The sequence below is a fragment of the Candidatus Terasakiella magnetica genome (assembly GCF_900093605.1).
Taxonomy (GTDB): Bacteria; Pseudomonadota; Alphaproteobacteria; order Rhodospirillales; family Terasakiellaceae; genus Terasakiella; species Terasakiella magnetica.
Map to the genome: position 1 here is coordinate 135,792 of NZ_FLYE01000046.1, position 19,852 is coordinate 155,643.

A 19,852-nucleotide genomic window follows, 5' to 3' on the forward strand; every position below is an offset into this window, starting at 1 on the left:
GTAAGAGGTCCCCATGGATTTAGGGCTTAAAGGTAAAAAGGCACTCATCACAGGGGGGAGCCACGGGATCGGTCTGGCAACGGCCCTTCGTTTGGCAAGTGAGGGCTGTGACGTTGCCATTTGTTCGCGCACCCAAGAACGCCTTGATGAAGCCAGTGCATTGTTAAAACCACGGGGCACAAAGGTTCTCGCCTTTAGGTGTGATGTCTTGGAAAATGATGAGATTGATGAAGGCATTGCCCTGATTAAAAAAGAATGGGGCAGTCTTGATATTATCGTTAATAACGTTGGTGGTGGCGGGCGTTGGGGAAAACCCAATATTGTGGAAAGCCCCGATATCGTTTGGTATGAGGTCATGCAGAAAAATGCCATGGCAGCAGCGCGTTTTACCCGTGCATTTCTTGATGATATGAAAGCCCAAAAATGGGGCCGTGTGGTCACGGTTTCTTCCATTGTGGGTAAAGAAGGCGGCGGGCGTCCTTGGTTTAATATGGCAAAGGCGGCTGAGATTAGTTTTTCAAAAACCATGGCCTTGATGCCTGAATACGGCCAAGCAGGCATTACCTTCAATACGGTTTGCCCCGGTGCGATCATGATCCCGGGGACAGGCTGGGAAGATGAGCAGAAAAAAGACCCTGAGGCCTTTGCCAAAATGACGGCAGAGAAAAACCCCATGGGGCGTTTGGGCAAACCCGAAGAAGCAGGCGATGTGATCGCCTTTGTGTGTTCTGAGCGTGCAAGTTATATGTCGGGTGCTTTGATTACGGTGGATGGCTGTGAAACAAAATCATTCTGATCACTGGCCTAAAGGCCGTTATGTTTTATTTGGTGCCAGCGGCCTTGCCGGCACTCATGCGCTTAATCTGTTAAAAGACCAAGATGGTATTTCTGTTCTTGCGGTTTCAAACTCGCGCCTACCCAGTGTGACAGGGGAAAATATCGAGGTTGCGCAAGCGGATTTAACCGATAGTGAGAAATGCCTAGAGCTTTCAAAAGAGGCGGATTATGTGCTGGCTTTTGCAGGTGTGGTGGCAAGTGCGCCTGTGTTAGCTGCTGATCCCATTGCGCCTATTCAGACAAATTTAAAAGTGGCGGTTAATTGTATTGAAGCCGCATGGCGCAATGGGGTGAAACATTGTGTCTGGCTCTCAAGTACAACGGGCTATCCCGCCCTTGAAGGCGATATTATTGAAGAACAGATGTTTGATGATAACCCACCGGGCAATTGGTTTGGCCTTGGCTGGATGACCCGCTATGTGGAAAAATTTGCCAAACATATTAGTGAGAATGTGCCAAACCCCATCCCTGTGACCTGCCTGCGCCCCAGTTTGATCTATGGGGAAAATGACCATTTTGATGATGAGAACGCCCATTTCCTACCCGCCCTTATTCGCCGTGTGATCTTGCGTGAAAAGCCCATTGAAGTATGGGGGACAGGCGAGCAGGAACGCGATGTTATCCATGCAGAAGACGTGGCGCGCGCAGCCTTTTTAGCGCTCAATCGTGCGCAAGGTTTTCGTGATTACAATATAGCGTTTGGAAAAAGCTATAACGTTAACCATATGCTAAGCTTGATATGTTCCAATGATAACTTCGATGATGCCGAGATTGTTCATCTGCTGGATAAACCCCAGAGTTTGGCCAAACGGGCTTTTTCAATAGAAAAGGCGCAAAAGGAACTGGGGTTTGAAGCAAAAGTGTCGCTTAATGAAGGGCTAAAAAGAACAATCGACTGGTATCGAGAGACTATCTAAAAGGGCAGAAGCCCTAGAAAGTGAGTGATTATGACTCTTCAAGTCGGTGTCGTTGTGCCTACATGGCATTACTGGATTGATCCCATTAAGCTACAGCCGTTATGGGAACTCTATTATGCCACTTTGATTGAAGATCATATTGACGATGTTTCCGTGCAAATTATTGATCGACGCGGCAATAAAGACCAGCCTTATCCAGAATGCGATGTATATTTCTATTGGGTGATGAAATCGGCTGATGCGTTTGAGATTTATGACATCATCAAGGATTTGCGCCAACTCAATCCAAAATCCATCCACCTTGGTGGTGGTAACCATGTGGACCATCTGACAGACCAAGCCGCAGAGCATTTTGATGCCTGCCTTCTTGGCACGGCTGAAGGGCTGATCGTTGAGGCCTTTAAAGATTTGCGCACAGGCAAGCTTGAAAAAGTCTATAAGGCGAATGGGCCGTTTAAATTTTGTGAATACGGTCATAGCCGTCGCGAGTTTTTGCCGCCTGAGCGCGTGGTTAATGACAAGCATTTCTCCCAATATGGCGGCGTACCGGGAACGGGTGTTTATTTCTCGCGCGGTTGTAGCTTTAAATGTAGTTTTTGCGTTTATAATAATCCGGGCAAATTTGAATATCGTGAAGCCAGCCAAATCACAGCTGAGATTGAATATCTGAAAAAGAATTTTGGCGTTAAAGGGGTCAACCTTCGCGATGAAGTTTGCATTCCGGTGAACCGGAAACTTGCACAAAATTATCTGGAAGCCATTGGTAAAGGTGATGTGATTTGGCGCGGTCAGACGGTTCCCTTTGGTGATGAAGATATGGTCAAACTGGCGGCTGAATCTGGTTGTCAGGAAGTCGCCTTGGGTATGGAAAGTGCGGATTCAGATGAGGTGCTGATCCTTGCCAACAAGCCGTCTAAAAGCATTGATCGCAATAAAAAATATGTTGAGATGCTGAAGAAATACGGCATTAAGGTGAAAGTTTGCCTCATCTTTGGTCTACCCGGTGAGACTGAAAATGTGGTGGAGCGCACCATCAAGTTTATTGAAGAGATTGAGCCTGATTATGTGGCGCTTTCCGGTTTTGATCCGGTGCCCGGTTCTCCTTTTTATAACGAGCCTGAAAAATACGGCTTGAAGTTTATTGATAAAGACCTCTCAAAACATGCCCATCTTGTGTATCGCTTTGGTGATGAAGAAGATGTCGGCTTGCCGTTTGAATATGACGAAAAAGCCCCATGGGGGACACCGCTCACCCGGGATCAAATCGTCAATAATATCAAAACTCTCCAAGGCTGGCTGCGCGAGCGCGGCATGAGCTATTAAGAAAATCAGTTAAAGATCAAGGAACAAGACAGTGATTGAAGATAAAGTCCTCAAAGCAATGGATGGTGCCAACTGTGTGGTCACAGGTGGGACAGGGATGATCGGGGCGGAAGTTGTCCGTTTGTTATGTGATGCAGGCGCTAATGTAAAAAGTGCCTCGCTTGATGATATCAGTGCTGATGCGCGTGCAGAAACGGTAAAAGCCGATTTGACAGATATCTCAACCTGTATGGACCTGTGTCAGGACATGGATTACGTTTTTCATGTGGCAGGTATTAAGGGCTCAATTGAAGTGACTAAGTCCAAACCGGCAAGCTTTTTTACCAATTTGTTGATGATGAATACCAACATGTTGGAAGCAGCGCGTCGCGTTGGTGCAAAAAAGACGGTGTATACAAGCTCTATTGGGGCTTATTCCTCTGCTGAAGTGTTTGTAGAAGATGATGATGATCCGTCAAAACCTCCGATGGATATGTTTCCCGGCTGGGCAAAACGTATGGCGGAAATGCAGGTAGAAGCCTATAAAATCCAGTATGATCTAGATAATTTTGCCATTGTGCGCCCGTGTAATGTTTATGGGCCCGGTGATAATTTTGATCCGGCAAATGCCATGGTGATCCCGTCTTTAATGGCGCGCATTGATGGTGGGGAAAACCCGCTTTTGGTTTGGGGGGATGGCTCAGCCGTTCGTGATTTTGCCTATACAACAGATTGTGCAGAAGGCGTTATTCAGGCCCTTTATCATGGGACACGCGGCTCATACGTGAATTTGGGTTCCGGTGTGGGCGTGACCATTCGTGAGCTTGTGGAAACATTGGCAAAAGTAATTGATTTCGAATTTGAATTTGATACATCCAAACCAGCGGGTTTCCCGCGCCGTGTGATGGATTTAACCCGTGCGCGTGACTGGATTAATTATGATCCGAACACTTCTCTAGAAGAAGGTCTGCGCAACACATGGGAATGGTATTTAAAGAACAAGAATGCCAGCGATAAACGCCATAATTACTTCACACAGGACTAAGGGGGAAAGACAGATGACTGTAGATTTAAAAGGGGCCAATGTCCTTGTAACGGGCGGTGCTGGTTTTTTAGCCACCAATTATATTTTGAATCTGGTTGAAAAAGGCGCAAATGTGCGCGCAACCCTTCATAATAAAGAGCCCAAGACGATTGTTGAGGGTGTGGAATATATCAAAACGGACCTGCGCGATCTGGCAAATTGTGAAGCTGCGGTTAAGGGTATGGATTATGTCTTTCATTGCGCAGCCAATACCCAAGGCGCAGGCGTTATTGCCACAACCCCGATGGTACATGTGACGCCCAATGTGGTGATGAACACCCATTTGATGGAAGCGGCCTACGTTGAAGGCATTAAAAAGTTTGTCTTTATTGGCTCTGGCGCTTCTTATCCTGATACGGGTGATCGCCCCGTGACAGAACCAGAAATGCTGGATGAACATCCCTCAACTGTATATCACGCGGTTGCATGGATGAAGCGTTATGCTGAAATCCTGTGTGAGACCTACGCAACGCATCTTAAAAAGCCAATGCCATGCTTGGTCATTCGCCCTTCAAATGTGTATGGCCCATGGGATAAGTATGATCCAAAATCCTCTCACGTAACAGCAGCCATGATCCGCAAAGTGTTTGAGCGTCAAACACCGATTGAGGTGTGGGGCACAGGTGAAGATATCCGCGATCTGATCTATATTGATGACTTCATGGAAGGCTCATTTAAGGCGTTTGATTGTGAAGATGAGTATCTGGCGGTGAATGTCTGTTCTGGTTATGGGGTAACGGTAAAAGATATCCTTAATACGGCGATTGAGGCGGAAAGCTTTGATAATAACGATGTGCGCTTTGACCCATCCAAGCCTTCCACCGTGCCGATCCGTTTGATCTCGAATGAATATGCCAAAGAGAAAATCAACTTTGAAGCCAAGACGAGCCTGCTTGATGGGATCAAAAAGACTTGTGACTGGCTACGTGCAAACCCCAAAGCATTAGGTTAAGGCGAGCGTGTAACAATGCAGATTGTGTTTCCAGACAGTATTGAAGGTATTCCCGCTTTTTATCAAAGCTGTCAGGGTGATGAAGAGAAGATCAAGTTTATTGTCAAAGGACTGATTGAGCATGATCTTTTAGATTATGCAGAAAGCTTTACCCGCTTGGCATGTTCTGAATTTCATACTTCTTTTTGGCCTTTTATCAATCTGCTTTGTATTTTGACCAAAGCTGGCAAGAAAGTTGAGTCTATCAGCGTTGCAGCGAACATCATGAAAACCAGCCGTATGTCTGGTGATGTGATGTGTGATCAGGTGGTGTTTGAAATCTATTCAATCATGCGTGATTTCATGCAGGCCAATCAAAAAGATGTGGTGCAGGCCTTGATGGAGTTGGCTGCAAGATTGCGCCCCTATGGCAAGCGACTGATCAGTTCTTCAGGTGAGCTTGCCCCATTAAGCCAAGATGAATTTAAAGCTAAAATTACCAAGGCTATTGAAGAGTTTAAGCAGGGTAAAACGGCACTGCCTTTTGTATTGGATCATTTTAACAAATGTGAGCTTAAGGATATTTCGGCCTTTAAGGGGAAAAAGGTTTTAGGTGTTTTTCGCCAACGGGCCTATTCCTCAAAAGAAGCACGCGATGTGGAGTTTTTGGAGTTTTACCCCAAAACTGCTTTGCCATTGGGGCTGGATTATCGCACTTTTTATCATGATGCTTTTGTTCATACCAAACATTACAGTGCTGAAGACTATATAGAGCAGATTGATCGTTTAGAAAAAGAGGTGCGCGAGTGGCGCCCTGATTACATCTATATTGATAACCTGCTGTCGCATCATGAGCCGGAGATTACCGAGCGTGTACAGGCGCGCTTGGCGGCGTGGAAGGCAGAATACGGTTTTAAAGTCATTGGTTTCTTTGCAGATGCATGGGGTAATAAGCAGAAAAAAGCCATTGGTCAAACCATGGAATTGGCAGATGCTTTTCATCACAGCCATTCAACCTATATCGGCACATTACCTGAAGATGTTGAAAAGAAAACGCTTTGTTTTCCATGCCCTTATCCACGCTCGATCTTTGATTGTCCAGATGTCGAAAAAGATATTTTTACCCTTTTTCATGGAACGTTAAATCCCATGCGGGTGCCGTGGGCGACAAAAATTCTTGAGAGTGACCTCAATGTGAAAATGCATTTTTCCAACCATCATGTAAAAGGCGAAGTCGCCACCATGGATGCATATGCGCGTGCTTTATCACGTGCAAAAGTTTCCTTGATCCTGACGGCGCGCACAACCATGCAAACCGCCATGACGGGGACGGTTTGGGAAGCCATTTTGACCAATAGTATGATCTTGGAAGAAGAGAGTGTGGAAGCACCGCATTATCTGGTGCCTTTTGTGCATTACGTTCCATTTTGTAGCTATGCGCAATTAAAGCACTATATAAAATATTTAGAGCAGGACGAAGAACTGGTATCCTTAATTCGCCAGAATGCTTCAGACTTTTATGATCAATATTATTCTCCAGATCATTTCTGGAGCGGTATTCTCAGTTTAGCAGATGCAAACCATTAATAATCAAGGCAATAGGTGTTCAAATGGGTGACGTGAAAAATAGCAATATTGAAAAAGCATTGTCGAAAGTTCCGGCAAAGCTGTTGCGCAATTGGACGCTGGAGCTGACAAGCCGCTGTAACCTGCGTTGTACGTATTGCAGTGTGCCCCATGCTGAGGAATATGGCATGGTGGATATGTCTGCTGAGCGCATTGAAAAGCTTAAAAGCCTGATGAAAAACAGTGGGGTTGATTTTATTAGCCTGTCTGGACGTGGTGAGTTGACCTATATTGATGGTTGGGAAGAAATTGTCACACCGTTTTTTGAAATGGGTTTGCCTACCCATACGGTGACGAATTTCCAAAAACCACTGACATGGGAACAAGCCCGACTGATGGCGTGTTTTTCCATGTTGACCTTCAGTATTGATAATGTTGATCGCGAGATGACCAGAAAGGTCCGCAAAGGGGGCGACCTGCGCAATGTGATCTATAACGTCAATATGGTTAAAGCTGCCGGCCTTGCCATGGGGCGCAAGCAGATGAATATGCATGTGATTGCTGTTGTGACCAAATCAAGTCTGGGTGGTTTTAAAGACCTTGCGGCCTTGATGGTTTCTTTGGGTGTGCAGCACCTTAAGTTACAGGATTTGGTGATGGATTATTCTGATCGTGTTGATACGGTCGATATCAGTCATATTTCTGAGCTCCCTGACGATGAGCTGGTAGATGCAGCACAGGACCTTGTTGATGCGCGCCAGATTTGTCTGGAAAATGGGGTTGGTTTTTATATGCACCCAAGTCTGGAAACAATCATCAATAAAGCATTGGGCCATAGCCAGAAAGATGAAATCGTTGCTGATCGTGTGACCACAACCAATGTGGGTGACCATATGCGCCATGGTTGTCGCCTAGAAGAGGGTGAGACACGTGATTGTATCCAGCCATGGCAGTTGGCGATCTTATTAGCCGATGGTGGTGTGGAGCCTTGTACGGGCTCTTACGGCCCTATTGGAAATTATGACTTTGCTGAAAAACCGGATGAGTTCTTTAACTCACCCGATATGGTCGAACTTCGTAAATCTTTGCTCACAGGTAATCTGGGGCAAGCCTGTAAGTTCTGCGGGACGGCAAAAGCCATTAAAGTTGAGGACTTCCAAAAGAAAGTCCAAAACTATATTCGTGAGCGTCTAACGACTTAAGTTAGATACTGCGCATCACTATCACGCGGTGAGACAATCGGGTTATTAATGGGCCAGTAAAGGTCTAGTTTCGGGTCATTCCACAGCAAGGTGAATTGGCCTGCGCGGTTATATTCGCTTGTCTGTTTATAATGAAAAATGGCTTCATCTGTCAGGACCACATGCCCATTGCCATGCTTGGGCGGGATGAGAAGCTGGTGACGGTTTTTTGCCGATAAAGTATGGCCTTCCCACTGCCCAAATTGTGGGGAATCTTTATCCCAGTTGATGACGAGAATATAGAATTTTCCATGCAGGCAGCTGATCAGCTTCCATGTCTCTGCATCGCCATGGATGCCGCGCAGGACATGCTGGGAGGAAACTGAGATATCATCTTGAATGAAAGGCTGGTCAATGCCAGCTTCATGATAGAGGCGCTCGTTATAGGTTTCGATATATTCGCCACGGAAATCTTCAAAGATGGTTGGCGGGGTAATTTTCAACACGCCATCGAGTTTGGTTTCTTCAACTTTCATTTTCTTCTACCTGTCTGGTTATTTCACAGCTGTCCATGAAACAAAGGAGGAGGGGTTGTCATCTTGTAGGGCGGATATGTGATAATCGCGCTCTGTTTCAGTGATGACGTTATTGGCAAGTGACTTTTCATAAACTTCAAGGAAGTTCATATTGTATTTTTGGTGTTCCATATACTGCCTGTGGGCTTCTTTACCTTCGAGCACTTCATCAGACTGAAAGCCAAAGGGTTCAATATTGGCACCCGTATGCCCAATGGTGGTGAGGAACTCGAAATAATGCTCAGGAATATGGGCAATTTGTTCGAGCGAGTGGCAGGTGAAAACAAAGGTCTTTTGCGGGTCAAACTGCAAAGCTTCAGGTATTTCCGGTTCTTGATGATCAATGAAGCTGACCTTCATTTTGAGCTGTTCATCAATCTTGGCAATTTTTGCGCACAGCTCTCGTCCGGAATTACTAAACTCCATCCCGACAAAATTGTAATGTTTGTCCTTGTTAATGAGTTTATCCAGCAAAAACAGGTTAATGCCGTAGCCACAGCCAAGCTCAACAATGGTGTCAATCTCACCCTTAATCAGTTTTCGAATACGCTGGAGCAAGGCAAGGCGCATAGCAACTAGAAGACGGGCTTTTTGTGTCACTAAGGCATCAGGAACATCATTTTTGGTAAAAACACCTTTACCGGTGAGATGATAATTATTCGGATCATCTTCTGGATAGGATGTGGCAAGTTTGAGTGTATGCCCCACTTCAAACTGGTTATATTTTTCCACAGCATCAAAAATGGATTTAGGACCATCCTGAATAATACGATCAAAGACTTGCGAGCGCAGGCTCCAGGCAATTTCGTAAAAAAGTTCGTTATTTCTTTCCATCAGATTTACCTTATGCCAGCTACTTTTCAGGCTCTAAAAACATATTAAATTCTTGGGAAAATTCATTATCAGCAAGGGAGTAATTTAAAGGTGTGCCAATATCAATAAAGTAGCCATCATGGGCAAGGCCTGAAATTTTACCTTTTTGAGCGATGGTTTGGAAAATATCACTTTCCAAGGAGAGCTTTTGCACGCTTGCTCGGTGAGCTTCAAAGAGCTCTTTCTTCATGAAATAGATACCTGCATTGATCAGGCCCGGCTTGGCCTCCCCACGCTCAGCAAAGCTCAGCACAGTGCCATTGTCATCAAGTTTAACCACACCGGATGAGGATGTATCTGCAATTTTGCGCAACGCCATGGAAACAAGCTGTTTGGGATTGTTTTGGCTTAAGGAGATAAGCGCACGGGGATCACATGCAAGCCATGAATCACCGTTTGAGGCAATGAAACTATCTTCAAGATGGGGATAGGCGTGGATTAATGAACCGCCTGTACCAAGAGGTTCAGTTTCATGAACCACTTTAATTACGACATCATCTGTGCTGTAGGTTTGGGCAAATTCATCAATCTGTTGACCAAGATAGCCACTTAGCAACAGAATTTCATGCGCACCTGCCCATCTGGCCCATTGGACCAGATAGAGGAGGAAGGGCTGCCCCCCAATGGGAAGCAGCGGTTTGGGTGTCTGTTTTGTCTTCTCGCCAAGGCGTGTGCCAAAACCACCAACCAGAAAAACGAATTGCAAGAAAACCTCTAGAGAAACTTATCTGAAAAGTTACGTAGCTTAGGCTTCTTCATTCAAGCCGCTTGGTACGGTTACCGGTGGTGTTTCTGCATTTGCCTCAGGTGCTGCGGGCTGTGCCGGATAGCCTTGTTGAGGGGGGGCTGCAGCGGCTGCTTCTGGTGCAGGTGCTGCATCAGCATTTTGTGCACCTTCAAGAAGGCCGTTGGCGATATTACGGTTAATATCAACCAGAACCATGACGCGTTCTGCCTGTGGGTCTGAAAGCTGTTGTACAGTGTGGTTATCAACAAATTTTGCCAAGGTCAGCATGTTGATACGTACATCTTCAGGAACCGGGGTTTCTTCAGCAATCGCAAGTTCCGCCTGGAAAATCGTCCAGAGTTTCCAGTTTTTACGCAAGGCAGCCTGCATAGCCGTTTTGCGTTCTTTCTCGTCTTCGATTTGCGTACTTTCAACAAGGTTACGTGCAGCAGCAATCAGGGCCCATGCTTCACTGTACGTGGGCTGACCGCCTGTCGGCGCGCTTTGGTAACCCGTGTCCGGTTTGTCTGTATATGCCATTTTGTTCTGTCTCCAGTGTAATTCTTTCTTGGCCCTAATGCATCCTATAGGGTCACATTAATGGGTTCAACTTCTTTATTTAGTCGTTGAGACATCCCTTGTCTTTTAAGGCTTCGATAACATTGCGTTCAATCTCTTGTGCCAGGTTTTTCTGGTTGAACAAGTTGGTTGATTGCATGTCATCGGCGAGTTTTTTCTTACCATTTGTGACGTTAAGCTTGGCAAGTTCAATGGCTTTATTTGCATAAGCCTCAATGTCGCTGGCAATCCAGTCTTCCTTACCTGCTGCCTTTAAGACATTTACAGCTGATTGAATGGATGTTTGCTCCGTTTGAAGCGCCACAACAGGCGTACCCGTTGATAAAGCCATAGCAGCTGTGCGTGCATTGGACTGTGGTGCCGTACATAACAGAACATCAGAGGTGTTCATCAGCGCAGAGGTTTCAGCTTCTTCACTTGAAAGGTTTTGGAAGAAGATACGGTTGGCAATGCCGCTGTTCATGAAAATTTCACTATAGCGTTGGCGCACAGCACGCTGGTTACAGCCTTTGCCACCAACAAGGATGTTGGCAGATGTATCTTTTGTGAGGATTTCGTTCCATGCCATGATGACATCGGTTGTCACATTAGCAAGGTCACAATGGGTTGCATAAACAAAGGCACGTTCGGCTTCTTGCTTGTCCACGTGGGTGTGGTTCATATCAAAGAGCAGACCACCAAAGTCATAACAAATTCCGCCATTATTCATGGTCTCGTTATTGAGTGTACGGTCTGTTTCAACCAGTTGATCACTTGGCAGGTCATTAAGCCAGGAAAGTACAACTGGTGCCGGTTTTTGCGCAACAAGGTTGAGACGCTGGTTCTCACTAATGCCAATACAATCAATCAGAATATCAATACCGTCACAGGTGATCAGATAGGCTGCTGTCAGGTCATCAAGATCGCGGATTTCGCGCCAATCATCAGAGACATTGCGCATCTTGCCTGTGGTGGCATCGTTTTGGCTATTTTGCTGATAGCAGAAGATTTCAAATTTGCTTTTATCATGATTGCTAAGTGCAGATAAAATAATCTCGCCTTTTTCACAATCAAAAAATGAATCAGATAGATAAGCGACACGGATTTTACGACCATCAAGGTCTTCACCACCGCCCATCAAAATGGCTTCTTCAATATCAGCAAGTGTCAGCTCATTTAAGCGCGCGACAATGGCTTTGCTTTGAGCGTGATCAAGGCGATCGATTTTGCTTAATGAAACCATAATACGGCTAAGTAAAATAGTTTCTTCCTCGTGGCCTTTGGCTGCTTTTGCAGCACTTAGATAACTGTTAAAGGCATCATCAAGATGGCCCAGACCTGTCCAGCTGTCACCGACTTCGATTTGCCATTCAGGCTTGGCAATCATGTTTCCGGCAAGGCCAGTGTGAAGAGATGTTAGCGCATCGTCATAGGAATGCAGGCCCCGAAATGCACGGGCCATGATGTAATACATGTCCCAGTCATTGGGGTTGGTTTTGATGTGGTTTTTACACAGTCTGATACATTCCTGATAACGCCCTTTATCAAGTTCAAGAGCTGGTGAAATAAACAGAGCTTCATTGGAGGAACTGTTAAGGGCGGCTGCGTAATCTTTGAACATTACCGGGATGAGGTCGGCATGTTTTTGATCTGTTTCAAGCACGGTTGCAAGTTTTGCATAATACAGGCTGTCATTGACGTTGCCTGAACGTCCCAAAATGACCGCAAGTGTATCCACAACTTCGCGACAATCAGGAAAAGTCTCATGAAGTTTTTCAAGCAGGTTCAGCGCTTTATGGTTATCCCCCATAAGGAAGGCGATAATAGCCAGAAGGTGGATACCGTAGGGGTGGTCCGGGTTTGCTTCAAGAAATTCAGCACAAGGTACCAGCGCATCTTGATATTGGGATTGATGGATGAAATTGCGGGCTTGTTCAAGCTGTTGAATATTAATGGCGTCGGTCATTTCTATTACCCATTCTCGCTGTTAGACTTGGATGAAATTTCAAAGGGCTGTTCTGACTCTGGGTCCAGCTCATCAAAGAAAGTTTCAACTTTTTTACGTAGATCCTCAATTGATTTTTTCAGTTCTTCAATCACAATTATTTCCACTTTCTTTCGCGTATCAGGATCAGTCACACGCGGTGGATAAAAGACGGCAGTCATGAACATCATGAAAATGGAACCACGCATCATGAGCATTTCTGGTGAGCATTGTTCTTCCGGTGCAATAATGGCGCGGGCGATCTTTTCAAGATATCGAGCCCAATAGCTTCTTTCTTCTTTGTTTTCTAATTCATCATCTAGAATTTTGATAATGTCATTACACAAATTTGACGCTTCTTGCTTCCAGTCCTTTGCAAACCAAGCTCTTTTGAAATGTTCAGGCGAGTAAACACCAAAATTAGCCAAAATTTGTTCTACAGCTTTTTGTTTATCTACTGCGGGGAGTGGTTTTAAGCTTCTGGGTAGACGTGGAATGGTGTTTTCAATAAAACTCCCATCACTACAGTTATAGTATGTATGTCCACGTTGATAGCGGCGAATGCTTCTTTCTGTAATAATGCGGGCCCATCGCATGATATGATCCACATAGACATGCCCCCCAAAATTGCCTTTGTATTTCTGATCAAAGCGACGTTTAAAGGCCACGCCATCATCATAGGCAGAGCCTTTTACATGCATTTGTTCAGCTTGGCGTGCTCCATAATCAAGACCAAAGAAATAAAACTCTCTGCCGCCGATTTGCTGGGCAAAAGAAACAGCCGCATTGCCAACCGTTGGGCTGACCTCACGTAACTGGTGATTGGTTCCCCAGCTAAAGATTGGTGTTGTTGAAAGGCTATTTCTAAAGAAGAAAACTTTCTTATCAAAGCAGTTCGCGGCATCTGGCTGGATGGAGTTTGAGGTCACAAGCGTGGTGCCCTCAGTGCCAAAATTTTCTTTAATATCAGTAAGCACACCAATAACAGCTTCAACGTTTTCAATTTCAATTTGAAAATCGGAGCGAATGCCATTGGCCAAAAGAGGTTTTAAGGCCGTGCCACCTGAAACAATAATAGCTTTGTCTTGGTTTTCGCGAAGAAAGTCAAAAGACATGGATAAAGAGGGGCCACTGCCAATGACGAAAATAGGCAAGTCACAGCGTTTGCCTGAATCTTTAAAGATATAATCCGTGCTGTCTTTAAAGTTACGATAGGTGTTTTCGATCATGATTTTTTCATCATCAAAGAAACCTAAGCCTGTTACAGCCATTGAGGCTTCGCGCACGAAGCTTTTCTTGGTGGCATCCAGAATTGTATTTGGGTAATGGGTATAAATCTGCAGGCCATCACAAAAAGACGGGTTAATGCCACGTATAAAATTCAGAAGTAAGGAGGTGTTATATTCCGGCTCATTGTCACAATAAATATTGGCGTAGCGTCCGGTTTCAGGGCCTTTGAAGGGCTCAAATATCTCTACCCAATCGGTGATATAGAGAGAGTGGTAGATAAATTCTAGATTGGGCTCAAGCATGAGGAGGCCACAGCATTTACTGCGTTTGGCAATCTCTGGAATATGTTTACCAAGTCCGATCCCCATAACCACAATATAAAAGGCTTCTTCTGTATTTTCCGGTTCAGCAGAAAAGGTTGCCTCGACCTCTTCAACGGAACGTTTAAGGACATTGTAATTAAACTCCTGACCGATGGAGTCCATATTTGATGTTTGGGGTGGGGCGAGATGAATCCCTTGTGGGGCGGCGTAATAAGCCTCAAGCTGCTCTTCAACAAACTCATCAATGGGTTTGTCGTACAGCTTTTGCCCGCGAAACTCGATGTCAGGGTTACCGTCTTCATCAAAAATGAGTTGAGAGCTGGTTTCTTCTATTTCAGATAAGTGCTGATGGAGATCGGGCATGGCTTTTTTGAAAAAATCGAGATTTTTCTCAAAAAGTTCAGTGTTCTTAAGCTCGGTCATTTTATCCCACTCGCCATATATTATGTTTAACCGTCTGAGACTATAAGGGATGATCTTTCAACAGAAGGTTAATTTTGCTTAAAAAGAATAAAAAAAAAGAGGGTATGAATACCCTCTTTTTCTCAAAGTAACGTCATGGATCTTAACGGAAGAGACCCAAGATACCTTGTTCAGCTTGACCGGCGAAGGACAGAGCTTGAATACCAAGCTGTTGACGAGTTTGCAGAGCCAAGAGGTTAGCACCCTCTTCGTTCAGATCAGCAAGTGTCAACTTGTCACCACCAGATTGTAGCGTGTTCACATATTCTTCTGTGAATTCCAAGCGAGTTTGTAGCAAGGCTACGTTAGAACCAAGGTTCTGTGCTTTAGAACGCAGAGTAGTCAATGCAGAGTCAAGGTCAGTCAACATTGCGTTGATCTGAGTAGTGAGCTCTTTATCGAGAATACGAACACCTGCGGTGTCTGTCAGAGAAATTGCTGCAGCGTCAGAGTCAGCACCAATTTTAACAGTGTTTGCCAGTGTTGATTCTGTAGCAGAAGCTGTACCGTTAACGGTCAGTGTTACAGCACCACCAGCAGACAATACGTGGCCACCTTGGAATGAAGCAGTTGTTTCCAAAGTACCAGCAGATGCCATTGTCAGTGTCAATGTTTTACCACCGAAGGACACTGTATAGTCACTAGAACTTGTGAGTGTGTAGTTCGTCTCACCCGCATAAGTCAGAGTAATCTTATCGCCTACTGAAATCGAAGATTCAGTTTGGAAAGCGTAAGAGAAGTTCAAGCTTGTTGCGTTTGTTGTGATAGCTAGTGCAGTTTGAGCTTTTTCAATGTTTAGACCGTTACGCTCAGTCGTGATATCTACTGAGTTTACAGTCAGAGTTGAAGAAGTCTCGTTAGAGAACTGAACAGTCAAAGTACTGCCAGTACCGTTTACGAGGTTCAAACCTTGGTATTCGGCATCAGTTGTCAGGTTACTGATTTGTGTACGAAGGTCGTTAAACTGGCTTACCAAGTCACCGATTTGTGTAGAAGTCGCGGATTTAGCAGAAAGGGCAAGACCTTTCAGCTGGTTTACGATGTCTTCAACAGCTTCGGTTGCATCCATAGCGGCAGTAACGGTAGAGATACCTTGGTCGATATCATCTTTTTTACTGTCAAAGTCAGACGCGCGGTCAGTCAGTGATTTAGCCTGGAAGAACTTAACTGGATCATCGATTGCAGATGCAACTTCAAGACCAGTGGACAGGCGTCCCTGTGTACGTTCAATAAGACCAGTTGTATTTTGAAGTGATAATAGGCTGTCGCGTACAGCAGCTGATAGAGTTACGTCGCTCATAGCTAATACTCCTTTCTAGAGTGTAAAGTGTCGGAGATTCTTCTCCGGCGTTCCGAATCTATTTCGGATACCATGCATTCTCTTATAAGTCGGCCTCAGAGTCAATGGGAAAATCATGCCCATTACAGCTTTCTAATAAACTCTTCTAACTCAGGCAGCTTCTGGCTTACGACCTGTTCCCAGCTATGGTTTTTCGGGGCGCGAATGAGCCTCATGCAAGGGTATAAGCTTGTGCTGTTTCCGTGCAGTTTCCAACGCCAGTCTGGAATGGTCGGAATGAACAGCCATGTGGGCTTGTTTAAAGCGCCTGCGAGATGGGCAATTGCTGAATCGCAACAGATAACCATATCGACATTTTCAATAACAGCAGCAATGCGCGAGAGGCCGCGATTGCCTTCAAGAATGTCATCTTCAAGGTCTAAAAGAGGATGGGGGAAGTCTTTAATCTGGTCTGTGCCATGCAGGCATTGCAAGCTGACCAAATCGACCCCGTCAATTGTTGCCAGAGGGCTGAGGTCTTTTAAGGGGATGGACCTTGCCACATCACGTGGATAGTTGGGGTTGCCCTGCCATGAGAGGCCGATTTTTTTGCCTTTAAGCCCGGCCATGCTCTTTGCGAAATGCTCAATGAGGTCAACAGGTGCCTGAAGGTAAGGTGTTTGGATAGGTGGGGTTTCAATGTTGCTATGGGTGCAAATGAAGGGAATATCCATCAGGGAAATCAGATAATCCGCCTCAGGCTGTGGCTGAGCCGTATCATGGATGCGTATCGGGTTTTCTGCGCTATGGGGCAGGCTGCTGAGCAGTTCAATCAAATGGGCCTGAATATCCAAAATAACCTCAGCGCCCATTTCGTTTAAAGCTGTGGCATATCGGGCAAATTGGATGGTGTCGCCAATGCCTTGTTCCCATGTGAGCAACATTTTTTTACCAGCCACATCTTGGCCCTGCCATGTGGCATAGTTGTTTTTAAAACGCTTGAAATGTGGCGGGTTATAGACATGTCGCCATGCATAATGGGGCCAGGCTTCTTTTTGGCGATCAAGCGACAGAAGCAACAGGCCATAGTAAAAATGCTGTTCTGCGTTTTTGGGTTCTTTTTCCAGCAGTTTCTCAAAAACATCTACAGCCTCTTCTTGGGGTCCATGAAACATATAGGCAAAAGCAAGCCGCTTCATATATTCGGTTTCATCAGGAAAAGCGGTATGTAGGAGCTTATATTGATCAATCGCTTCATCAAGTTCACCTGCAAACCATTGCTCATTTGCTAAAAGCAGACGTGTTTCTGCATGGTTTGGATTTAACCGGCTGGTGATTTTTAGATGTTTAAGTTCTTCACTTCGCTTGCCAATAGCCCCAAGTGTTCTCGCATATAATAAGTGATAGGCAGTGTTCTTCGGCTCATGACGAATGGCGAGTTTGGCAAACTCATTTGCTTCTTGGGGGTGATTAAGGCGGAAGTAGCAGCTTGAAAGATGGGCATAGGCAAAGGCATTTTTGGGCTCAAGCGTGATTACGTCTTTATAAAGGGCAATCGCATCTCCCATTTTCTGTAGGCCTTCAAAGTGAAGGGCCTGATCCAATAACATTTTTGCATCTGCCATAATCGTCTTTGCCCCCTTTTTAGCGCGCGTTCAACTCTTTTAATGCATGTTGCACATTTAGGAAGGTGTTTGTCCAGTCTCGCGGCGTTTTTTGTTTAAAAATCCGAATGTTAGGATACAGGCTTGATCTTTCTTCATCATGAAACCATCGCCAGTCTGGTGGTCTATGCAAGATCAACCATGTGGGAATATTTAACTGGCCGCAAAGATGGGCAACCGAGGTATCCACCGTAATCACCAGATCAAGACTTTTGATCAGGTGAGCTGTATCAAGATAGTCGCTTTGAGGTGTAAGCACATGTTTTACATTTAGGTCTGCATCTAAATGGTCGGGGACAAGGTTGGTCCATTCAAAAGTTTGATTGTCTTTGATCAGTTTTTCAAAATGGTTAAAACCCGGTGTCCTTAAATGATTGTTGGCAAAACTTGGTGAACCTGTCCAGCAAAGACCAATATGTTTGGCGCTTTTTATATAAGGCGAGAGACTGGTGTTTTGAGTAGGGTCGTCAAGCTTGAGGCGGTGGGGGAGGCTCAGTAAGGGGCATTGGCGCCAATAACTTGCAAGGGGCTGGTTAAACCCAATTGCAGAAATGTTATAGGATTTGAAATAACGTACCAAGGAGGGATGGCATAACAGGTCATACTCAATATGTTGTTCATCTAAGATTTTCAGATAGCTTGAAAAATGGAGTGTATCGCCTGCACCTTGTTCACTGTAAATCAAGATTTTGCCACCTTTTGGATTTTCACCGATAGAAAGCTCAGGGGCAATATTATAAGATGGGGCACCTGTACGTTTTAAGCGCCATTCAAAGGTCGCAAAGCCTTTGGTGTTTTCGTGTTCTCTCAAGAGAAGCTGGGCATATTCATATTGGGCTTCAATATGGGTAGGCTCTTTGTGAAGGGCCCTTTCCAAGGCACGGCGACATATATCAAGCTGATCAAGGTCGCGGGCCACAAGGGCTAGCTGATAGAGGTCTTGCACGCTTTCTTGTTGTGATTTTTCTATATCAATATAGCATTCAAGTGCTTTTTTATTTTCATCAAGCTGGACGTAAGCAAGGGCAAGCGCGCGTTTGGGCGCAGGGGCTGTAGGGTCCAGTTTTAAAACATCTACAAAACACTCAGCGGCGGTTTGAAACTGGTTTGATTTCAGGGCTGTAGTGCCCAGATTATGCAGGAAAACAGGATCGTTTTTATGGACTTCCTTGCAAGAAATCCAAGCCTTGAGAGCCTGTTCTGGCTGTTGGCTCAGGGCGTAAAAGGTGCCAAGGTTTTTATAGAAACGCGGATCATTCGAGCTGAGTGAGACAGCCTTTTTTTGCTGGATAATCGCCTCATCCATTTTGCCCATGGAGGACAAGCAGATGGCATAAGATTCACAAAGATCGGCACTATCCAAAGGGCTGCTTTTACAGAGTTGGGCAGCCTTGCCTATTTCACCGTTGCGAATATGGCTTTGGATGGTGCGGATCAGGTTCATTCGTTCTTATAGGTTGGCTTTATGTTTACCAATGATAAATTCCTGACGTGGTGCGTCTCTTTCAATCTGCACAGTCACGTCTGGGTGCTTAGCCCCCGGGATAACCATTTGCATATAGCCACGTGTTTCACCTTCAATAAAATGAAGGAAGAAGGAATTGATGAAGATGGAGTTCACCATATGGAAGAGTTGTTTGGTATCCATCACCGTACCTGTGACATACATGTAAGGTGCGCTGTGGATGAGTTCCAGATCAAATAGCTTGTTAAAGCGACCGTCAATGCCATGGCAGAGATCGTTTTTCAGCAGGTGATAAGAAAGCGGAATATTTTCTTTGGCGCTGAACGGGTTCTCTTCATATGTGTCATAGACTTCACGAAGAATTTTGCCATGTTCCGGTTTAAGAACCATGACACCTGTGTTGATCAGATCGTCTACATCACCGGGAAGGCCTGCGCGCTCATAGCGTTCACTAAAGGAAATATTTCCAGCTTGGCGAATGGTCTGGCTAGCGTTTTGTCTTAAGGTGCGCGCAAAGCCGCCATCAAGCATTTCAGGTGAGTAGGTTTCATTATATCGAACAACACCGATTTTATCGGAATTGTTTGAGTCAACAATACAAGGGGCGGTCACAAAGTTAATGGCAATGTCTGTATCAATCCACACAAGGTCTTCATAGCCTTGGGTTTCTTCAGCCTCAAGGATCAAAAGCTTTTGCCAGTGCGGTGTGCGAGGGATTTCGCGTGGGGTTTCATCAAGCCAGCGTTTGATGACGATGATGTCATAGCCATGTTTTTCAGCGTAAGGTCCCCATGTGTTTTTACAATATTTGTCCCAAAGTTGTTCGTAACGCTCACCAATTGCCAATGTGACAAGGGCTTTTTTATTCTTAGGCATAATCAGATCCTATCTTTG

17 protein-coding genes are annotated in these 19,852 nt (G+C 45.2%); 7 read left to right on the plus strand and 10 right to left on the minus strand.

What is annotated here, in order from left to right:
* Positions 1-13 precede the first annotated feature (13 nt).
* Genes MTBPR1_RS15070 through MTBPR1_RS15100 form a run of 7 tightly spaced genes read left to right on the plus strand, consistent with a single transcriptional unit; the run spans position 14 to position 7,839 of the window.
* Positions 14-796 carry an SDR family NAD(P)-dependent oxidoreductase gene (locus MTBPR1_RS15070; protein WP_069189851.1) on the plus strand — a complete coding sequence of 261 codons (783 nt, stop codon included), beginning with the start codon at positions 14-16 and terminating at the stop codon, positions 794-796.
* Entirely contained in the window at positions 777-1,754 is a 978-nt protein-coding gene (locus MTBPR1_RS15075) for an NAD-dependent epimerase/dehydratase family protein (protein ID WP_165602685.1), read from the plus strand. The genes MTBPR1_RS15070 and MTBPR1_RS15075 overlap by 20 nt, the downstream gene beginning before the upstream one ends.
* A gap of 30 nt (positions 1,755-1,784) precedes the next feature.
* Positions 1,785-3,077: a B12-binding domain-containing radical SAM protein gene (locus tag MTBPR1_RS15080; RefSeq protein WP_069189853.1), complete on the plus strand. Its 1,293-nt coding sequence runs from the start codon at positions 1,785-1,787 to the stop codon at positions 3,075-3,077.
* A 31-nt stretch (positions 3,078-3,108) separates the two neighbouring features.
* Complete coding sequence (locus MTBPR1_RS15085) at positions 3,109-4,101, plus strand: NAD-dependent epimerase/dehydratase family protein (protein WP_069189854.1); 993 nt, start codon at positions 3,109-3,111, stop codon at positions 4,099-4,101.
* 13 nt (positions 4,102-4,114) lie between these two features.
* A complete protein-coding gene (locus MTBPR1_RS15090; RefSeq protein ID WP_069189855.1) occupies positions 4,115-5,092 on the plus strand; it encodes an NAD-dependent epimerase/dehydratase family protein in 978 nt (325 codons plus the stop codon).
* Positions 5,093-5,107: 15 nt separating this feature from the next.
* Positions 5,108-6,658 (plus strand): hypothetical protein, encoded by a 1,551-nt coding sequence (locus MTBPR1_RS15095; RefSeq protein ID WP_069189856.1) that lies wholly within the window; start codon positions 5,108-5,110, stop codon positions 6,656-6,658.
* Positions 6,659-6,681: 23 nt separating this feature from the next.
* Positions 6,682-7,839: a radical SAM protein gene (locus MTBPR1_RS15100; protein WP_069189857.1), complete on the plus strand. Its 1,158-nt coding sequence runs from the start codon at positions 6,682-6,684 to the stop codon at positions 7,837-7,839.
* Here MTBPR1_RS15100 and MTBPR1_RS15105 read toward each other — a convergent pair.
* The 10 genes from MTBPR1_RS15105 to MTBPR1_RS15150 form a co-directional block, all read right to left on the minus strand.
* Positions 7,836-8,354, minus strand: a complete 519-nt coding sequence (locus tag MTBPR1_RS15105) for a dTDP-4-dehydrorhamnose 3,5-epimerase family protein (protein ID WP_069189858.1) — start codon at positions 8,352-8,354, stop codon at positions 7,836-7,838. The genes MTBPR1_RS15100 and MTBPR1_RS15105 overlap by 4 nt on opposite strands.
* A gap of 18 nt (positions 8,355-8,372) precedes the next feature.
* Positions 8,373-9,227, minus strand: coding sequence for a class I SAM-dependent methyltransferase (locus MTBPR1_RS15110; RefSeq protein ID WP_069189859.1), 855 nt, complete (start codon positions 9,225-9,227; stop codon positions 8,373-8,375).
* 19 nt (positions 9,228-9,246) lie between these two features.
* A complete protein-coding gene (locus MTBPR1_RS15115) occupies positions 9,247-9,972 on the minus strand; it encodes a sugar phosphate nucleotidyltransferase (protein WP_069189860.1) in 726 nt (241 codons plus the stop codon).
* A 39-nt stretch (positions 9,973-10,011) separates the two neighbouring features.
* Positions 10,012-10,533, minus strand: coding sequence for a flagellar biosynthesis regulator FlaF (locus MTBPR1_RS15120; RefSeq protein WP_083223135.1), 522 nt, complete (start codon positions 10,531-10,533; stop codon positions 10,012-10,014).
* Positions 10,534-10,612: 79 nt separating this feature from the next.
* The gene (locus MTBPR1_RS15125; RefSeq protein WP_069189861.1) at positions 10,613-12,517 is read right to left on the minus strand and encodes an O-linked N-acetylglucosamine transferase family protein; all 1,905 of its coding nucleotides are present in this window, start codon (positions 12,515-12,517) and stop codon (positions 10,613-10,615) included.
* A gap of 5 nt (positions 12,518-12,522) precedes the next feature.
* Positions 12,523-14,511, minus strand: coding sequence for a motility associated factor glycosyltransferase family protein (locus MTBPR1_RS15130; RefSeq protein ID WP_069189862.1), 1,989 nt, complete (start codon positions 14,509-14,511; stop codon positions 12,523-12,525).
* A 142-nt stretch (positions 14,512-14,653) separates the two neighbouring features.
* A complete protein-coding gene (locus MTBPR1_RS15135; RefSeq protein WP_069189863.1) occupies positions 14,654-15,850 on the minus strand; it encodes a flagellin N-terminal helical domain-containing protein in 1,197 nt (398 codons plus the stop codon).
* Between the two features lie 122 nt (positions 15,851-15,972).
* A complete protein-coding gene (locus MTBPR1_RS15140; protein WP_069189864.1) occupies positions 15,973-17,454 on the minus strand; it encodes a tetratricopeptide repeat protein in 1,482 nt (493 codons plus the stop codon).
* 19 nt (positions 17,455-17,473) lie between these two features.
* Positions 17,474-18,937 (minus strand): tetratricopeptide repeat protein, encoded by a 1,464-nt coding sequence (locus MTBPR1_RS15145; protein ID WP_069189865.1) that lies wholly within the window; start codon positions 18,935-18,937, stop codon positions 17,474-17,476.
* Between the two features lie 6 nt (positions 18,938-18,943).
* Positions 18,944-19,834 carry a hypothetical protein gene (locus MTBPR1_RS15150; protein ID WP_069189866.1) on the minus strand — a complete coding sequence of 297 codons (891 nt, stop codon included), beginning with the start codon at positions 19,832-19,834 and terminating at the stop codon, positions 18,944-18,946.
* Between the last annotated feature and the right edge of the window lie 18 nt (positions 19,835-19,852).

Excerpts from the sequence above, each read along its gene's own strand:
- MTBPR1_RS15105 (WP_069189858.1), bottom strand. The coding sequence starts at position 8,354 with ATGAAAGTTGAAGAAACCAAACTCGATGGCGTGTTGAAAATTACCCCG.
- MTBPR1_RS15100 (WP_069189857.1), top strand. The coding sequence starts at position 6,682 with ATGGGTGACGTGAAAAATAGCAATATTGAAAAAGCATTGTCGAAAGTT.
- MTBPR1_RS15090 (WP_069189855.1), top strand. The coding sequence starts at position 4,115 with ATGACTGTAGATTTAAAAGGGGCCAATGTCCTTGTAACGGGCGGTGCT.
- MTBPR1_RS15125 (WP_069189861.1), bottom strand. The coding sequence starts at position 12,517 with ATGACCGACGCCATTAATATTCAACAGCTTGAACAAGCCCGCAATTTC.
- MTBPR1_RS15150 (WP_069189866.1), bottom strand. The coding sequence starts at position 19,834 with ATGCCTAAGAATAAAAAAGCCCTTGTCACATTGGCAATTGGTGAGCGT.
- MTBPR1_RS15110 (WP_069189859.1), bottom strand. The coding sequence starts at position 9,227 with ATGGAAAGAAATAACGAACTTTTTTACGAAATTGCCTGGAGCCTGCGC.
- MTBPR1_RS15070 (WP_069189851.1), top strand. The coding sequence starts at position 14 with ATGGATTTAGGGCTTAAAGGTAAAAAGGCACTCATCACAGGGGGGAGC.
- MTBPR1_RS15145 (WP_069189865.1), bottom strand. The coding sequence starts at position 18,937 with ATGAACCTGATCCGCACCATCCAAAGCCATATTCGCAACGGTGAAATA.
- MTBPR1_RS15130 (WP_069189862.1), bottom strand. The coding sequence starts at position 14,511 with ATGACCGAGCTTAAGAACACTGAACTTTTTGAGAAAAATCTCGATTTT.
- MTBPR1_RS15095 (WP_069189856.1), top strand. The coding sequence starts at position 5,108 with ATGCAGATTGTGTTTCCAGACAGTATTGAAGGTATTCCCGCTTTTTAT.
- MTBPR1_RS15140 (WP_069189864.1), bottom strand. The coding sequence starts at position 17,454 with ATGGCAGATGCAAAAATGTTATTGGATCAGGCCCTTCACTTTGAAGGC.
- MTBPR1_RS15120 (WP_083223135.1), bottom strand. The coding sequence starts at position 10,533 with ATGGCATATACAGACAAACCGGACACGGGTTACCAAAGCGCGCCGACA.
- MTBPR1_RS15080 (WP_069189853.1), top strand. The coding sequence starts at position 1,785 with ATGACTCTTCAAGTCGGTGTCGTTGTGCCTACATGGCATTACTGGATT.
- MTBPR1_RS15135 (WP_069189863.1), bottom strand. The coding sequence starts at position 15,850 with ATGAGCGACGTAACTCTATCAGCTGCTGTACGCGACAGCCTATTATCA.